This window comes from Candidatus Borrelia fainii, from assembly GCF_027925085.1.
Classification (GTDB): Bacteria; Spirochaetota; Spirochaetia; order Borreliales; family Borreliaceae; genus Borrelia; species Borrelia turicatae.
This window is the reverse complement of record NZ_AP027071.1, coordinates 16055-32746: the sequence shown is the minus strand read 5'-3', so window position 1 is coordinate 32746 and position 16692 is coordinate 16055. Positions and strand designations below refer to the sequence as shown.

Genomic DNA, 16692 nt, shown 5'->3' with positions numbered 1-16692 from the left:
ATGAATATGAATAGAGAAGCTATAAATTGGAATAGATTAAATAATAATTATACCAAGATGTTTTGGGACCAAAATATAAGACAATTTTGGGTAGATGAAGAGATCCCTATCTCTGATGATAAGTTGGTTTGGAATTCCTTAAATATCGAGGAGCGGGATGTTTATGAAAAAGTTTTAGGTGGTCTTACATTATTAGATACAGAACAAGGGTCTGTTGGTATGCCTCGTATAGCTTTGGCAATAGATAATCTGGCTTATAAACCGGTTCTTGGATTTATGGGTGCTATGGAGCATATGCATGCTAAAAGTTATAGTAGCATATTTTCAAGTCTATCAAACATAGAGCGAATAGATTATATATTTGATTGGGTAAAAACTTATAAAAATTTTCAAGATAAATTAAATCTGATCTTGGGTAGGTATAACAGCATACACGATAGAATGAGTTTATATAAGGCTTTGTGTACTTCTGTATTTCTTGAAACGTTTTTATTTTATTCTGGATTTTTTTATCCACTCTATCTTGCAGGTCAAGGTAAGATGATTAATAGTGGTGAAATTATTAATTTGATATTGCGTGATGAATCCGTTCATGGAGTATTTATTGGTCTTTTAGCACAAGAAGAGTTTAATAAAATGACTTCTAGAGAACAAGCATTTGCTTACAAAGAGGCTATGTTGATCTTAAATAGGCTTTATGATCTAGAAAAAGCATATACTAAAGACTTATATTCATCTATCGGTCTTGAATCTGCTGTTGATGTTTTTGTTAGGTATAATGCTGACAAGGCTTTGATGAATTTAGGTTTTGAGCCTACATTTAACATTAAAGATATTGATGTTAATCCTTTAGTTTTAAATGGTCTTAGAACTGATACTAAAACTCATGATTTTTTCTCTACTAAAGGTAATGGTTACATAAAGCCCATGAAAATTGAGCCATTGCAGGATGATGATTTCGCATGAATTTAATTTCCTATTTTCATTTTAACTTTTAGTTTCAATTTTTTAACTTTTTTTATGTTTTTTTGGCTCTTTTTTGAGATTTTTATATGAATTTTCGAATTTAGTTTGTATTTAATTTGAATTAAAAATCCTCTTTTAAGGGGGGGTAGTTCATTGTGTTTGCTTGTTTGTTAAAGTGGTTAAAAATATACAATAATTTATATTATATGTAATAATTTTTTTAAATTAAATCGCTTTATAAATATAATTTTATTATATAATAATAAATATCAAGATATATTATATATTATATAGTTATTGATGTTAGTATATTGTATTATCTTTAGAAGGGGAATATTTTGTGAAAAAAATATGTGTTATACTTGGCATGTTTTTTATATCATTTATTGTGACCGTATTATTTTATAATTTTCTTTATAACTTTTCAGATCTCTCCCATAGAAACATTGAAGTGAAAGATGAGACTTGCAGTGTACTTAATGGAGCAGTAAAAATATTTAAAGATAAATTTAACAATGCAATCACTAATTTTCAACAAAATAATCATAATTTTAATATTCCTTTTTATAAATTTATACCAGTTTTTCAGCATTTAGAGTCTAAAATTAATGTATATGATGCTACGGTCAAAGAAAAATCGGCGAACATCCTTGAAAGATTCGATTTATCCTTTGATTATACGGCTGGAGATACAAAGATCGCTTATGATTTAATGTGTCTTTTAAAGGAATTTACAGAACCAATTGATGAAATCCTTAATGGGCATCCAAGTGATGCAAATTTGACTGGAAATAGTATTAGCAAAAATGTAGGTATTATTTCTATAATCACTTTTAATTTGAAAAGGGCAATGGCTATGGGAAAAGAGTCGGTTTAGAGCAAGTGATGGGGCAAAACTTGGAAATAGATCTAAATAGTGGCAAGCAAAATATTTTGCAAGAGTTAAAAAACATTATTGATGATGGGATGGTTAAATCAAGTGTTCCTTTTGTAAGAGAAATGTTTAGGGAGGATTTCAAAGATATTTAAATAATGTTTAAGTAGCAAAAAGGGTTTGAGCTTTTTGTGTTTTATTTAGTCCTTTTAAACACGTACAATGTGGTTTAAAGTACTTTGTCCTTTACTTTGTTATTCTCCTTTAATTTTGTATATGCCTAAAAGTATGATTAAATTTGTATCTTTTAGGTATTTTTTTAGTTTTTTACATGAAGACTGTTTTTTGTCTTTGTATTTTGGATATTGTCATTTTTTTAATGCATTTTGGTTATTTAGTAATTTAAATTTATGCTAATTTTGAGAGGGAAATTATCTTTTTAAGATTAAAGTAATAAATGTTAGTTATATTATATAATATATATATTCTAGTAATAGACTAGTGATAGATGGTGTGTGTGTAAAAAAAAGGAGAAATATATGGCCGAGAAAGATCAGGTTTTTAATGATCTTCGAAGGATATTAATCGAGTTTAGAGAAGAGCTTGAAAGTGAACGGGCTGCATTTATTTCCAAAGAGGATCAATTAAATATTGATTTCAAGGGAACATTAGAAAATATCGTTTATTATCAGTCAGATCGGGACAAAATTTATACGATGTTGGGATATGATTTTGAAATCATGGGCAAATTAGGTACGATCTTTGATAAGTTAAACTTCAAACATGTAAGCGATAGAGATACAAGGGTTGTTACTAATTTTTTAAACGGTTTAATGCGTGTTGCAGATTCAATTCAAACACTCTTTAAGGATGTTTTAAATCAAACAAAATTAGAGATTCTTAAGTCTAGAGATGTAGGTGACTTTAAGAAAATTATTCAGTATCTAATTCAGTTTATAGAGATGGTAAAAGATTTGATGTCTCGGGTTAAGGCTATTATATTATCAGCTGCATCAAAGACCAATGAAGATGATATATTAAATGAATTAAATAAAGTTATCTCTAGTTCAGATGCAAAGCTTAATAGGGGAATGCGTAGTATTCATTATCTTTTATTTGATATCATGGAGTTAGTCGATCTTTTATAATAAATTGCAGAAAATTGTTGTTTTTTTAGTTTTTTTAAGTGAGAGAGAATTTTTATAAGGGTTAATATTTTGAAATTAAAATAAATAATAATAAATATGTTAATAAATATGTGAACGCGACAAAATAGTAGATGGTATGTGTAGGAAAAAGGAGAAATATATGAATGAAGTAGATACAGCTTTTGCAAGCCTTACTAATGTACTAATAAAATTTAAAGAAGAACTTGAAGATAAACGAGTTGCGTTTTATCCCAAAGAGTTGAATGTTTATTTTAAGGGAGCATTAAATGAGGTTTACTATCCATCAGATATAGGGGAAGTTTATGAGGCATTGGAGTATGATGTTGAGGTTATTCGTAACTTAGATCAAGTGTTTGATAAGTTGAACTTCAAACATGTAAGCGATAGAGATACAAGGGTTATTATTAATTTATTAAACGGGTTAATGCATATTGCGCATTCAATTCAGACTCTTTTTGAGGATGTTTTAAATAAGACAAAATTAGAGATTCTTAAGTCTAGAGATACAAAGGACCTTAATATAATTACTCAGTATTTAGTTCGGTTTATAGAGATGGTAAAAGATTTAGTACCTCAACTTAAGTCCGTTATATTATCAGCTGCATCAAAAAACAATGAAGATGACATATTAAATGAGTTAAATAGAGTTATCTCTAATTTAGATGCAAAGCTTAATAAAGGGATTCGCAATATTCATTGTCTTTTGTTTGATATCATAGAGTTAGTTGATCTTTTATAATGAGTTTCAGGAAAGTGTGGTAAAGGTATTAAATGGGGGGTATTCTTGCTAACCAGTACGTAATACTTAAATAGTATGTTCCGAAATATTCATGGTCTTTTGTTTAATATTATAGCATGGGTTTAAGCTTAATATAATTATTGATTAAGAGAGGATGATTTTTCCTTTAGTTTTTATAAGTGCAAGTAAGGTCTTTGAGGTTAAAGGTTTATATTTTGCAGATAAATAATAGTGATTAATTAGTTTATAAGAGATATAAGATTAAATTTTTATTTAAGAGAATTTAAGGTGTATATAATGAGTATTATTATATGCTGTATATTATGTAGTAATATGGGTATTATGTGTGTTATACATATGTGAAAATGATAATTAAAAGGAAAATTTGTATGAGTATGAAAAGGTTTAGTGTGATATTGTGTATGCTGGGTTTAGTGTTGGGATGTGTTGCTGATGGTGAGAGTGCCACAGTATTTATGGAATGTAGAAAAACCGAAAAACCTTGTTCAATATCTATGCTGGTACCATTTTTACAAGATACACTAATTGAAGCTTATAATGATTTAAAGTCATTAGTAGAGCATTTTAGAAATCAGATTGTACATGAATATTTCGATAATCCACTTGATCTACCTCTTTCAATGGGTGTTCTTAGCAAGTTGAGAGTCCATCAATTGTCAAACTATGGTATGACAGATTATGGTATAGCTAAGAGTAATAGAAGGCTTGATAGTATTTATGTAGCTTTAGGGTGTGATCTTACACTTATGCAGGTATTAATAAAGGACATATTTGCTAAATTAAACCTGAAACCAGGTCCCCATAAGGAATCTAAAGATATAGCCATTGCTTCTATGTTGTTATTTAATTTAGAACAGGTTTCATATTATACTTTCCTTTTAAAGAATATTTTGAGTGATGAAAAATTAAATAAAGTTAGGATTAGTAGCGCGGCTACAATAGAGAATATTTCTCAAATTACTTCTTGGCTATTTTCGTTTATGCAAGCAAAAGACGATCTAATTAGAGATTTTAGAAAGGTTATAAGTGGGGCAGCAGCAGTAAAAGATAATAGACAATTAATGGAAGCTGAGCTTAAAAAGATTGTTGATGGTGGCAAAATTAAGAGTAAAATTAACGATATTAGTATTTTGGTAAGAGATATTCAAAATTTAGTTACTCAGATTACGAAAGTTGTGAATTAGTTTTATTATTATTCTATTTATAAATTTATGTATTTAAAAGGAGAAATATTATGAAAAAAGTTGGTATGGTATTGTATGTATTAATCATATTGGCTTGTAAACAAGGGCCCCCGGACGGTTTAGGATTGGACAAAGTGGACAGCAATTTGAAAAGAAATGTAGATTCATGTGAGCAAAAAATGGGTTTAAGACCGGTAAAACGGATAGAGGTTGATTCCAGGCATGTATCTTTTTATAAACTTTACAAAATGGTAAATGAATATAGAGAGTTTCTTAATAGTAGAACATTTAAAGGTTCAGGTTCTAAGCTTGTATTTAAATTTCCTATAGCACAAATATTTTCAGCCTATAAGAATGCAGATTTCATTTATGAAGGTTTAAATTATAGTCCTGTTGCTATTAATAGTCTAGAGTCAATATTGTATACATTGAACTTGGATGTTAATATTGTTAATCAAGATTTATTGCAGGCTTTCCAATTATTAGAGTATATATCAGATAGTGCGAGATTGCTCAAGAGGCTTGTAAATAATAACTTAGATGAAGCAACTCTAGAGCGGCTTAAGGTTAATAAGACAGCTGAGGAACTTGCTAAAATTAATTTTTATTTAGGTGAGGCTATGAATTATAGGAAGCAGTTTATAAAACAACTTTCAATGGTGTTAATCGAAATAGCTGTGAAGAATTTTGATAGGGATTTTGTTTTAGAGAGACTTGCTAATGATATTATTGGGCAAGGAAATAACCTTAGGCATGGAGATATTGTTGAGTTTCGTGCTTCGATGAGTCGAGATATTATCAATTTACTTTATTTTAGTATGAGAAGAAGCATAGATGTAGTTTTGTGTTTTATTGGGAATTAAATACTGTGATTGTTTTTGAGTCTTCAATTTGCTTTGTGATACTTTAACTTTTAAGTAATCTTTAAGTATCTTATTAGCATAAAATCTTATTTTATAAATGTAATTATATTATTATAAATTATTATAATAATAAATATTAAATTATATTTAGTATAAATAGATATTGAATTATTGAGCATCTGTGCGTAATAAAAGGGTTTTAGGAGGAGTTTATTTAAATTTTGTTGCAATTAAAATTATGATTTTTCATTAAATTATTATTAAAATTGTGGATAAATTAAATTTTTGATATAAAATATATATTTATATTCAATATAAACATATATTACTTACTACATAATATATGTTATTATATAGTATGAAGGATATAGTAAGGAGGAATATATGAAAGTATCTAGTTTAGTTATGGGTATAATTTCTTACAACCTAGGAGGAATTGAAAAGGACAAACCAGTTAAACCATCATTGAATGTAAAAGCCCACTCAAGAAATAATGAATGTGCACAACAATCGTTTAATATAAGTTCCAAAGATAGGGCTTACTATGCATTAAAGACAAGAGTAAGTTTTTATAAAGAGGAGCTTAAAGATGCACACAATCATTTTGATCTAGGTAAGCTTTTGTTAAATATTCCTTTTAAAAAAATTTCACCAGATTTTTTTTCTTCAGATAAACAAGATAAAGTTTATGCTGGGTTGGGGTATGATGCTGAGGTTATTAAACAATTAGGAAGAGTATTTAGTAAATTAGATTTCAACGGTCCTTATTTCATCAATACTGATGCAGATATTGCTCATAGTTTATTGATAATTTTAAATAATATTACGGATTATATTAGAACTGTTGTAAATTATTATTTAAGTGATGAACACTTAGTTCGAATTAGAGATACCAAGAATGAATTAAGGATTAATGAAATTAATACCAGTTTAGAGGAATTTATTAATATAAGCAAAGATTGTATGTCTAAAGTTAAATTACAAATAACATTTTTAGAATCAAGAATGACTAGAGAAGCTGTGTTGTCAGGAATAAAGGAAATTGTTGATTGTGAGGGAGAGATTGGACGAGCAATTAGTTTAATGAGTATAATTGCCGTTACAATTTGGAGTCTTTCTTAAGAGTAGGCTTAAGTTGAAAGTGAGTATTTTAGTGCATGTTTTTAAGTTTAAGATAAGTTGAGTGGGATAAGAATAGTGTTATTTTGAAATGGAGTGTAAAATATGGTCTTGGCGCATAATCCAAGACTAGGTAATGAACTAGTTTTAAAGATATTTAATGAAGTATTTGCAAGGAATTGAGAAATTTTAGCTTGAAGAGCAATTCAAATTTAATAAATTTAAAATGCATATTTATCTTATACAAATCATTTAATATTGATTTAATATTGTTATTATCGTTTGACATGGGATTGGCTTATAGTTTTTATTTATTGTAAATCAATGTTATAATAATTATTATATTATAATGAATATAATATTTGATGATAAAAATTTTAAACAAGGAGGAGTTTATGAAAAAGATTAATATAATTTTTTATTCGTTATGTTGCTTGGGTGTGATGTCTTGTGGACAAGATGAGTTAATATCCTTAGAGCAGCTTTTAGTTAGAAAGGGTTTAGATAATCGGATCCATTTGGGCTTAGACAAAACAAAGAAGGGCGCTGAAAGTTTGAAAGATGTGCCAGAGAAGAGTGATGTAAAAAATTCTTTCGTAGTGCCAGAAAAAGCTACTGGAAATGACCTTAAAGGAGATTTAGCAAAAATCCCCCCAAAAGGAGAAGTTCAAAAACATGAACTAGAAAATGATTTAGCAAAAATCCCCCAAAAAGATGTAAAAAATTCCTTAGTGGTGCCAGAAAAAGCCACGGGAGATGACCTTAAAGGAGATTTAGCAAAAATCCCCCCAAAAGGAGAAGTTCAAAAACATGAACTAGAAAATGATTTAGAAGAAGTGTACACTAAACTTGATGGAAGTGTAGCTAAATACAAAACACAACTTAACAATGAACGTAGTCAATTTGATCCAAATCGTCATTCATTTCGTGTTCCTTTCAGTAAGGTAAACGCAAGATTTGATGCTCTAGAGCAACAGGCAGATATTTATGCTGCTTTAAAACATGATGTTGAAACTATTCAAGATTTGGCAAGTGTATTAAATAGGTTAAATTTACAAGAAGAATTTCCTTTGTCACAGAAAAATAGTACAATCTCTGAAAATGAGCTTGCTAATAACTTGTTAATTCTCATATGGCAGGTTGGTTATTTTACTAAAAAAATTATTAATGTTCATTTAAGTAGTGGTAACTTAAATCGAATTAAGGCTAGCAAGGATGTAGATAAGCTTGTTAAAATTACTGATTTTTTGAAGAAATTTATTAGAATGAGAGCTAATGCAGTAAAGACAATTCAAAACCAAATAAAATTATTAGCCTCAAAAAATGATAAGTTAGATCTCTTAGAGGCAATAAAGGTCACTGTTGGTTTAAGCGGTAATGATGGTAGAGAAATTCAGAAGGTAGGTTACTTGATTGTAAAACTGGAAGATGATATACAATTGTTGATTAATTGAAGACTAATTAGTTTGTTAATTAGATTTGGGAGTTAAAATTAACTCCCATTTTTTTTGCGTAATAATTTATATATGAATTATATTGAATTTGTGTTTATCTTTATATTTTTATTTTTTTTAAATTTTATCCAAAACAAAAAATATAAAAAATTCAAAATTTGAAAGTCAAGATTTTTTATTCTATTTTACCTAATTTACTATATAAATATCATTCTGTTGCATTATATTTATTACTAATAAATATTGATTAATATTGATTAATTTAAAATTTTAAAAAAAAAGGGGGGAAGTTTATGCAAAAGTTAAATATAATACTTTTCTGTGTCTTTGTTATGATGTCTTGTAAACAGGGTGAGTTGGTTACAGAGATTCCGTTTGGGTATCAAGCAGAAGATAGTTTGAAGGGTTACTCAAATTTAAGCCAAGCAGATTCGAATTTATCTTCTAATAAAAAACCTTCGGTTTTACGTCAGTCGCATAGTAAGGCAGTGAGTCGAGATGCAGCAAAATCACCAAATATAGATGAAGATATTAAAATCAAAAAGGTTGAAGATAAAGGGGTAGTTGAGGAAGTCATAGACAAAAAGGTTGAGGACAAAGGGGTAGTTGAGGAAGTCATAGACAAAAAGGTTGAAGATAATAGGATTGAGAATAAAAAAGTTGAAGACGAGAAAGTTGAAGACGAGAAGGTTGCAGATGATAAGGTTGAAGGTAAAAAGGGTGAATCGCAGTTAGAAGTCGAGGTAGAAGAACAACCACCAGTTCCAAGAAAGACAGCACAAGAAGTTTATGCTGAATTTGAATCTAGAGTAATAAAGTATAAGTCTAAGCTTGTAAATGATAGAAATAGACTTGATCCAAGGTACTATTCATTCAATATTCCCTTTAAAAAGGTATCACCAATCTTTACTTCTTCAGAATATCAGTCAGATATTTATGCTGCTATGGGGAGTGATGTATCAGTTATTATGAACTTGGAGAGAATATTTAATAACTTAGATTTAAAAGAGCCTGCTTGGTATACTTATGGTGATACGAAAATAGCCGTTCATTTATTTAATCTTTTATTAAATATTTCAGAGTACACCAGGAAGCTTGTCAATGTTCATTTAAGTAGTACGAATCTTGAGAAAATTAGGATGGGCAAGAGTGTGGAAGATATTATTACAATTGATGCTCTTTTAGGAGAATTTATAAAAGAGCGAGAGAAAGCAATAAATACGGTTCAGTACCAAATAATCTCATTGGCATCAAAAAATAAGAAAGAGATGTTAGATGGACTTAAGAATACTATTGGGTTAAGTAGCGGTTCTGCTAGAGAGATTCAGCATGCATCTTATTCTATTATAGGAATGGTAGCTCGCATAGCATATTTAGTAAAGTAATTTATGATCTAAAGGGGGCCTTTTGGTCCCCTCCCTTTTATTTTTTATTTTAATGTTTTTTTAATTTGTATTAAATTATTAATTAATGTTATTGATTAATAATTTATATAGGTTTAATATTTATTCTTTTAAGTATTTATTGCTATTTAAGTTAAGTTAATATGTATAAAATTTGAATTTTTTTAGCTTTAAATTATTGTATAACTGTGATTATGCTTTATATATTGTAATTATAAAGTTAAAGATTGTTAATTATATTCTCGTTACCATATGGTAAAAAGGTTATATGGCATGAAAAAGGAGAATTCTATGAAAAGAATCAATGTCTTATTATTTATGTTATGTATATTAAGCATTCTTGTTTGTAAGCAAGGTGTGGCTGATAAATCAAGTAAAAAGATAGATTCGACTCAAAAAAAAGCGACCCAACCAGGTTCAAATAGTAAATTGGTTACACCTTTGCGAAAGAAGTCACCCCCATTACCATCTCCAATGAAAATAGAGGAGATACATGTAATTCAAGGGGGTATTGATAATCCCCCCTCTGTAATAGCTGACTTAGAAGTGACTAAGATAAAGACAGTGGATCAAGCTTACGATGCATTATCAAATCTGGTAACTAAATACGTGGATAAACTTAAGAATGAACGTGTTAAATTTGCCGACAAGAAGGATATGTATGGTCTGTTTTATGAATCAGTCTCACACTCTTTTAAAGATTCTGATAAAAGGGATAAAATTTTTGCTGCCTTAGGGCACGATACTACAGTTATTGATAAATTGGAGGATATATTAGATTTAGTTTTTAATGATGAAACTGTATATAGTATTGTTATTAAAAATTTGTTTGACGAATTGCTTGAAATCACAGCATGGACCGAAGAATTATTTATTAAGATCTTGAGTAGAGACGGTTTCAATAAACTTAAAAAGAAACATAAGGATGATATTCTTAAGATTTATTTAGATGTAACAAAATTCATTGAGGCAAGAGAGCGATTAATAGGTAAATTGAAAAATCTAATAATGTTAGCAGGGAAAAGTGATGATCGTGAACTTATGATAAATCAGATTAATGAGATTAATAGGCATGGAGCAGAATTTCGGATTGAGCTTTATACTATGCTATCACTAGTTTTAGAAATTCGGAAAATTGTTGAGAAAAATGAGAGAAATTGAAGGTAAGTAGAAGTTATCAAGATAGAATTTAGAGAATTTAATAAAAATTCAGTTAGGGCCAATTGTAGGCCCTATTTTCTTGCAAGCTTTAAATATATCATTTATGGATAAATGCTTATTTATATGACATCTGAATATTAAATCTTAATTAATCATATTTTATAAAATATGATATAATCAGTATAAATAAATACTGTTTACTGTATTGGTATTAATCTTATCATAGATAATATAGGTGGTTGTGTAAGAATGCTTTTTATATTATGTATTTTATGTCGTGCAAAGAAAAGGTAAACAAATGGGTTTTTTTTTTGATGGCAAAAGTATTTGTAGTTATATTTGTTATGATTTCTTTAGGGTTTTTGATAGTGGGATGTACTGCCCCAATGGGGATAGCAGAGTCAATTGGGATAGTAGGGCAAAGGGGTCCTAAAGGGATAAGTGGGTTAGAAGGAGATGCTGGGCTTAGAGGAGATGCTGGGGAAAAAGCCGGACGAGGTGATATTGCAATATTAATGACAAGCTTGTCGAATCTTAAGCGTTCATATTATGCTAACATTGATGAATTTAATTTACAAAAAAACGATATCGATACTAAGGCTCTATTTGATCATATTGTATTTAAGGGTTTATTTAAGTTAAATAATCCAAAAAATGGTAGGGATGATGTTTATGCGAGTCTAAAGCATAATATTGAAGATATTCAAACAGTAAAACAGATCGTAGAGTCATTAACAAATTCTTCTAATTCTATGCTTGAGGGGTATGCTAAGGATTTGTTGATCTTTTTAAGAGACAGTGCCCGTTGTATTAAGGAAGTTATATATTTGTTAGAGAATGAGTTAGATATACTTCAAAAGAGTAATGATTTAGAAGGTATTAGTGAACTTAGTGCTATGTTAGTTGAGATGTTGTACAGAAGAGAGGGTGTTCTAGATGCTATTAGAAATGTGCTAGATTCAACAAAATTGTTTTTAGTAAACCTGTTTATTTTACATCATATCGAAAATGTTCGATTTAAATTAGACCCAATTGTTCTCTTGAATGGCAAAATTCATAAAAAAATTTATGTGGATTATGAAAGCTTAAAAAATTTAAGAGATGCAATTGAGAAAAAAGTGAATAACATCAAGCGAATATTAGACACTGCCATTTTATATGACTAAATCTATGTATTCTAAATAATTGTTGTTAATTAAGTTGAACTACAGATAAAATATGTTGATTAAGTAATATATTTATATTATTATTAATAGATATTCAGTTTTGTATTGATATAATAGCATTTTTATTTTTTTTATTATGTAAAACTAGATAAAAAAAGGAGATATTTAATGCAAAAAATGTTTAATGATATGTGTTTTTTGATTGTTTTATTATTTATGATTGTGGGATGTTCTGATTTATTGGATCTACAAAAGATAAAAGATCCACAAGACTCACAAGGCCCACAAGGGATAAAAGGAGTAGAAGGAAAAGAAGGTCTTCCGGGGGTTTCCCAGGCTTTTCAGGGAAAGATGGTAAGGACGGGAATGCTAGTGCTGCATTGTTAAGGATGAAATACTTAACAATTTACAATGCATGTTTTGCTAATAGAGGTCATTTTGATCGTAGTTTAATTAATATTCCATTTGAATATCAGGTTGATAATGCTTATGTATTTCTTGAGTTTGACGATCTTGATGTACAGGAGAATCTTTATGCTGGTATGGATTATAATCAAGAGTTTGTTAAAATCTTAGAAAAGGTAATAAATAATTTATTAAATTCTGTTTTGACTGCTAATGATTCTAAAATTTTAACTATTAGTAAGCTTATGGGTGTTATAAAGGATATTGGATTTTTTGTTAGTAACCTTGTAGGTCCTAGTAACAAAAATGTAATTTTAAGTAAAGATATTATAGATCAAGTTATTCTTAACAAAGAGCAAAATGTTCTTATTGAACTTGCTTCTTTAATAGATACAGTGTTCTTTTTTAGATTTAACTTAATAAAAGAGATTTATTTAATATTAACTTCGTTACAAAATATGCAAGATATGAAAAAAGTTCAAGAGGTTTTATCGCCAATTATTGAAATAGGTGGAAGTATTCATATGCGAATTTATGGGTATACTATAAATAGCTTACAAGGTTTAATAAGTGAGATTAAAAGCAAGGTTTAGTGAATAATAAATCTAAATTTAGCAAATTTAGATTTATTATGTATAGTTGTATAGATTACTCTCATGCTAGTTGTAGGTTAAATTTAAAAAATTAACCATATTGTTAATTGTAAGATTTGTTAATTGTAAGATTTAAGTACAGCAAGATATAATTAAAATAATTAATTATTTTAATTATATTAATTATATTAATTATAAAACTTAGTTAAAATGTATTCTATGTATAAAAAAAGGAGTTGTTTGATGCAAAGAGTATATATTATGATTTGTTTGCTGTGTTTGTTGAGTCTAATGCTAGGTTGTTTAGCAGGTAGTAAGTGTGTAAGAAAGGAGAGGGAGGTTCATCATTTAGGTATTAAAGGCGATAATAATTTTTTAACCTTAGCAAAGATAGATGAAGGGAATCTTACTGTAATGAGAAATACACCAGCACAGCAAGCTTATAGTGCGTTACTTGAAAATTTGAATAAACTTAAAGCTTCATTGAATTATCGACCTGAAGGATTTAATAGATCTCAGTTTGATAATATATTTCAAGTTTGGGTTGATTCTCAGGGTTTTAAAAAAGATAGAGATGATGAGGATAAAGTTTATGCTAGTTTAAATCGAGACGTTGAAGCTTTAAGTAACTTGAAAATAATAGTAAATAACTTGGCAAGTGTAGGTAACCATGTTATGGCTTTGACTATTGCTATTAAATTATTGAATAATTTAAAGAGTAGTGTGGAATATATAAGTGAAGTTATAAATGATAAAGGTTCAATTTTAAGTATAGACAATTTATTAGCACTTAGAGCCAGTAATAATATAGTAGATATGCGGGACATTAAGTATTTTTTAGGGTTAATGTTATCAATACGTAATAATTTGATGGAAAGATTTAAAATAATGTTAGAGGGCGCAGCAGGGTTGGCCACTATGAAAGTAGTAGAACAATCTAATGTTCAAGCATTGATCTTGCATCTTGATAAGATTATTAAGGAAGATGAATTCCTTTATAAGAGTATTTTTTCTACTTCTAAGCCAATTTTAGGTTTGCAAGGATTGAGAGATTTAATAAAAATACGAGTTGATAAATTAGGACATTAGGTTTTATAGTAATGATATGTTAAGAAGTTGAGTTGGTGGAGCAATAAGGAATGTATTAACAATATTATTATATACTTGGATAAGTATTATATTAACGTAGATTTTTGCATAGATTTATAGTTTGTTTCTGTGTGTTTTCTATGTATTTATAATTAGTGTTTTGGGATCAGTTGTTTTAAGTTGTGAAGCGGGTAGAAAAAGTCTCATTGAATGAATTCTTACCAAGTTTTGAACAGGCAATGCCATTTACACAAACCATTTGGGTAGTAAATCTGACTTAGTTAATCCAAATCTATCTGAGGATTTACCACAAACGCCTTATGGTACATAATATGCTTATACAAAGAGAAGATGGGTAGTATTACTTAAAGGTATAATAAATCAAGCAGCATTATTCAATGTTAATGATAAAAATCACATTCAAGATGCATTGGGCTTTATTATTGGTTTGATATTTAAAACATGTAATAGTAAAATTTGTATTATTGATAGAAATTTGAAGGATTTTAAAAAAAAAAGTATAAAAAGAAAGTTAGTAATTTAATACCGTAGATAAAATTAGATCAATTGTGTATTTATATACAGGATTGCTGTCGTTTAAATTTAGTTTTAAGTTTTAATTTAATATATTAATTCTAATTAGGTTGCAAATTTTATATTGTTTAAGTATAATAAATATTACAGGTTGAGCCACCACCTGATTCAGTTTACGTATTTTAAAGTTTACTTTAAAGATGTAGACTGGCTTTTTTTATTGTATTTACGTATTATGATATCACTTTAATTATTCTTATATTTCTAATTGAAACATAGATATAAATTATAGAAATAAAATATTTGGTAATAAATAAATTTTTAATTATATATATTTATTAATAAATATATATATTTTTTATTGTTATATTCAATTAATGGATATATATTTTGGTTATATATGTAGTGTAAAAGTGTAGATAAAAGTGCGACATAAAAATAATGATAAGGAGAATATTAATGACAATGACATCTATTTATGCATGTGTACTAAGTATCTTAGGATTAATGCTGGTTCAGTGTAAATTTAATAATAGCCCAACTAAAGGAACTAGTTCTCTAATCAAGCCAACTTTAGCAGTAAAGCGAGGCTTAGAAGCAGATAAAGATAAACATAAATGTGTATTTGTAAAAAAGGTATGTAATCGATTACATTTGGATTTTGAAGTGGATCAATCAATATCAATCCCAAAGACAGTAATTGAGGCTGTTGGAATTTTAAAGAAAACTTTAGTAGCTTTTAATAAATCATTTAAAGAGAATTATGATACCTTTGAGCAAGGGGCTAATAATTCTGCTTATTTTAATTCACAAATTACATTTGTGCATGGTAAATTTACAAATGATTTTAGTAAAGATAAGGACAATATTTATGCTGCTCTAGGATATGATGTTAATGCTATTCGTAATTTACAAACAATAGTAAATGCATTAGCAGGAGCTAATGCCAGCGAGCAAGATATAATGAGTGCTGAGAATTTATTGGACTTTTTAAGAGATACTACTCAGTTTGTCTTAACGGTTGTAGATGAAAATGAGGGTGATTTAAGTGACTTAAATTTATATATACTGCGGCAAAGGAGTAATTTGCGAACCATTAAATATCTTAAGAAGTGTTTAGATGGATTGCTTGCAAGAAGAATTGAGGTGATAGGAGATGTCAAACAAATGCTAGCATCAGCAGTAGAAAAATTGGGTAATAATGAAGCAATTCGAAGTGAACTTGAGAAGATTGTTTCTAGTAAAAGTGGATCTATTTATCATAAAATTTATTCTACCAAGAAGAGTGACTTAGATAACGATGAGAGCTTATTGGGCTTTGCTAATTTAATTAGTAAGAGAATTGACATTATAAATTCATCTTCAAGATACGGAAGAAAGAGGAGGATCGCGTAATTAAAATTTAAAACTTTTAATTTAAGTGATTATAAAAGTTAAGTTTTGCTAATATCAAGACTAACAATTGTATGTGGACTAGCTAGCTTTTATATTTTTGTTATTAAATATAAATATAAATATAAATTAATGTAACCAGTTAAAGTATGTGGATTACAATTCAAAAGTTAAATTTCAGTTAAAAATCCCCATTAAAATGATGTTAGTTGTAATTATTAATAATAATTCGTATATAATAATAGATATTAATATGTAATTAATATTACATTTATATAGTTAAAAGATGAAAGTTATTAACAAAAATACCGGTCTATATTTTTTAAATAAGTAATCTGGATCAGGTGGTGGCTCAACTTTTTAAGTTCAAGTTTTACTTTCACTTAAAAAAAACAAAGAACGTAAGGGGCAATTTTATGATAAAAGTATGTATGTATGTTATGTATTTTTAATATTTTTGGACTATTGATATTAAACTGTTTATCAGTAGGCTGTTTATTAAAGGATGATGCATCCTACCGTAAAGGTAAGTTTATAAGTATACAGGAAAAAAAGGATCA

16 protein-coding genes are annotated in these 16692 nt (G+C 28.2%); all 16 read left to right on the top strand.

Annotated elements, in window-relative coordinates:
• On the top strand, positions 1-966 hold the full coding sequence (nrdF, locus tag QMG63_RS04615; RefSeq protein WP_281862184.1) for a class 1b ribonucleoside-diphosphate reductase subunit beta: 966 nt from the start codon (positions 1-3) through the stop codon (positions 964-966).
• Positions 967-1306: 340 nt separating this feature from the next.
• A complete protein-coding gene (locus QMG63_RS04610; RefSeq protein ID WP_281862182.1) occupies positions 1307-1843 on the top strand; it encodes a hypothetical protein in 537 nt (178 codons plus the stop codon).
• 20 nt (positions 1844-1863) lie between these two features.
• Positions 1864-1995, top strand: a complete 132-nt coding sequence (locus QMG63_RS04605; RefSeq protein WP_281862180.1) for a hypothetical protein — start codon at positions 1864-1866, stop codon at positions 1993-1995.
• Positions 1996-2379: 384 nt separating this feature from the next.
• Positions 2380-2988, top strand: coding sequence for a hypothetical protein (locus QMG63_RS04600; RefSeq protein ID WP_281862179.1), 609 nt, complete (start codon positions 2380-2382; stop codon positions 2986-2988).
• A 160-nt stretch (positions 2989-3148) separates the two neighbouring features.
• Entirely contained in the window at positions 3149-3748 is a 600-nt protein-coding gene (locus tag QMG63_RS04595; protein ID WP_281862177.1) for a hypothetical protein, read from the top strand.
• 389 nt (positions 3749-4137) lie between these two features.
• Complete coding sequence (locus QMG63_RS04590; RefSeq protein WP_281862176.1) at positions 4138-4953, top strand: hypothetical protein; 816 nt, start codon at positions 4138-4140, stop codon at positions 4951-4953.
• 50 nt (positions 4954-5003) lie between these two features.
• Entirely contained in the window at positions 5004-5816 is an 813-nt protein-coding gene (locus QMG63_RS04585; protein ID WP_281862174.1) for a hypothetical protein, read from the top strand.
• A 384-nt stretch (positions 5817-6200) separates the two neighbouring features.
• Positions 6201-6938: a hypothetical protein gene (locus QMG63_RS04580; RefSeq protein ID WP_281862172.1), complete on the top strand. Its 738-nt coding sequence runs from the start codon at positions 6201-6203 to the stop codon at positions 6936-6938.
• A 392-nt stretch (positions 6939-7330) separates the two neighbouring features.
• Complete coding sequence (locus QMG63_RS04575; RefSeq protein ID WP_281862170.1) at positions 7331-8389, top strand: hypothetical protein; 1059 nt, start codon at positions 7331-7333, stop codon at positions 8387-8389.
• A gap of 293 nt (positions 8390-8682) precedes the next feature.
• On the top strand, positions 8683-9774 hold the full coding sequence (locus QMG63_RS04570) for a hypothetical protein (RefSeq protein ID WP_281862168.1): 1092 nt from the start codon (positions 8683-8685) through the stop codon (positions 9772-9774).
• Between the two features lie 309 nt (positions 9775-10083).
• Positions 10084-10953, top strand: coding sequence for a hypothetical protein (locus QMG63_RS04565; protein WP_281862166.1), 870 nt, complete (start codon positions 10084-10086; stop codon positions 10951-10953).
• A gap of 314 nt (positions 10954-11267) precedes the next feature.
• The gene (locus tag QMG63_RS04560; RefSeq protein WP_281862165.1) at positions 11268-12119 is read left to right on the top strand and encodes a CRASP family complement regulator-acquiring lipoprotein; all 852 of its coding nucleotides are present in this window, start codon (positions 11268-11270) and stop codon (positions 12117-12119) included.
• A gap of 168 nt (positions 12120-12287) precedes the next feature.
• Positions 12288-12506: a hypothetical protein gene (locus QMG63_RS04555; protein WP_281862163.1), complete on the top strand. Its 219-nt coding sequence runs from the start codon at positions 12288-12290 to the stop codon at positions 12504-12506.
• A gap of 2 nt (positions 12507-12508) precedes the next feature.
• On the top strand, positions 12509-13117 hold the full coding sequence (locus tag QMG63_RS04550; RefSeq protein ID WP_281862161.1) for a hypothetical protein: 609 nt from the start codon (positions 12509-12511) through the stop codon (positions 13115-13117).
• A 243-nt stretch (positions 13118-13360) separates the two neighbouring features.
• Complete coding sequence (locus QMG63_RS04545) at positions 13361-14206, top strand: hypothetical protein (protein ID WP_281862159.1); 846 nt, start codon at positions 13361-13363, stop codon at positions 14204-14206.
• 999 nt (positions 14207-15205) lie between these two features.
• Positions 15206-16135, top strand: coding sequence for a CRASP family complement regulator-acquiring lipoprotein (locus QMG63_RS04540; RefSeq protein ID WP_281862157.1), 930 nt, complete (start codon positions 15206-15208; stop codon positions 16133-16135).
• Positions 16136-16692 lie beyond the last annotated feature (557 nt).

Coding starts and splice junctions, on each gene's coding strand:
- QMG63_RS04570 (WP_281862168.1), top strand. CDS start 8,683: ATGCAAAAGTTAAATATAATACTTTTCTGTGTCTTTGTTATGATGTCT.
- QMG63_RS04560 (WP_281862165.1), top strand. CDS start 11,268: ATGGCAAAAGTATTTGTAGTTATATTTGTTATGATTTCTTTAGGGTTT.
- QMG63_RS04590 (WP_281862176.1), top strand. CDS start 4,138: ATGAGTATGAAAAGGTTTAGTGTGATATTGTGTATGCTGGGTTTAGTG.
- QMG63_RS04585 (WP_281862174.1), top strand. CDS start 5,004: ATGAAAAAAGTTGGTATGGTATTGTATGTATTAATCATATTGGCTTGT.
- QMG63_RS04575 (WP_281862170.1), top strand. CDS start 7,331: ATGAAAAAGATTAATATAATTTTTTATTCGTTATGTTGCTTGGGTGTG.
- QMG63_RS04555 (WP_281862163.1), top strand. CDS start 12,288: ATGCAAAAAATGTTTAATGATATGTGTTTTTTGATTGTTTTATTATTT.
- QMG63_RS04600 (WP_281862179.1), top strand. CDS start 2,380: ATGGCCGAGAAAGATCAGGTTTTTAATGATCTTCGAAGGATATTAATC.
- QMG63_RS04595 (WP_281862177.1), top strand. CDS start 3,149: ATGAATGAAGTAGATACAGCTTTTGCAAGCCTTACTAATGTACTAATA.
- QMG63_RS04545 (WP_281862159.1), top strand. CDS start 13,361: ATGCAAAGAGTATATATTATGATTTGTTTGCTGTGTTTGTTGAGTCTA.
- QMG63_RS04580 (WP_281862172.1), top strand. CDS start 6,201: ATGAAAGTATCTAGTTTAGTTATGGGTATAATTTCTTACAACCTAGGA.
- nrdF (WP_281862184.1), top strand. CDS start 1: ATGAATATGAATAGAGAAGCTATAAATTGGAATAGATTAAATAATAAT.
- QMG63_RS04540 (WP_281862157.1), top strand. CDS start 15,206: ATGACATCTATTTATGCATGTGTACTAAGTATCTTAGGATTAATGCTG.
- QMG63_RS04565 (WP_281862166.1), top strand. CDS start 10,084: ATGAAAAGAATCAATGTCTTATTATTTATGTTATGTATATTAAGCATT.
- QMG63_RS04550 (WP_281862161.1), top strand. CDS start 12,509: ATGAAATACTTAACAATTTACAATGCATGTTTTGCTAATAGAGGTCAT.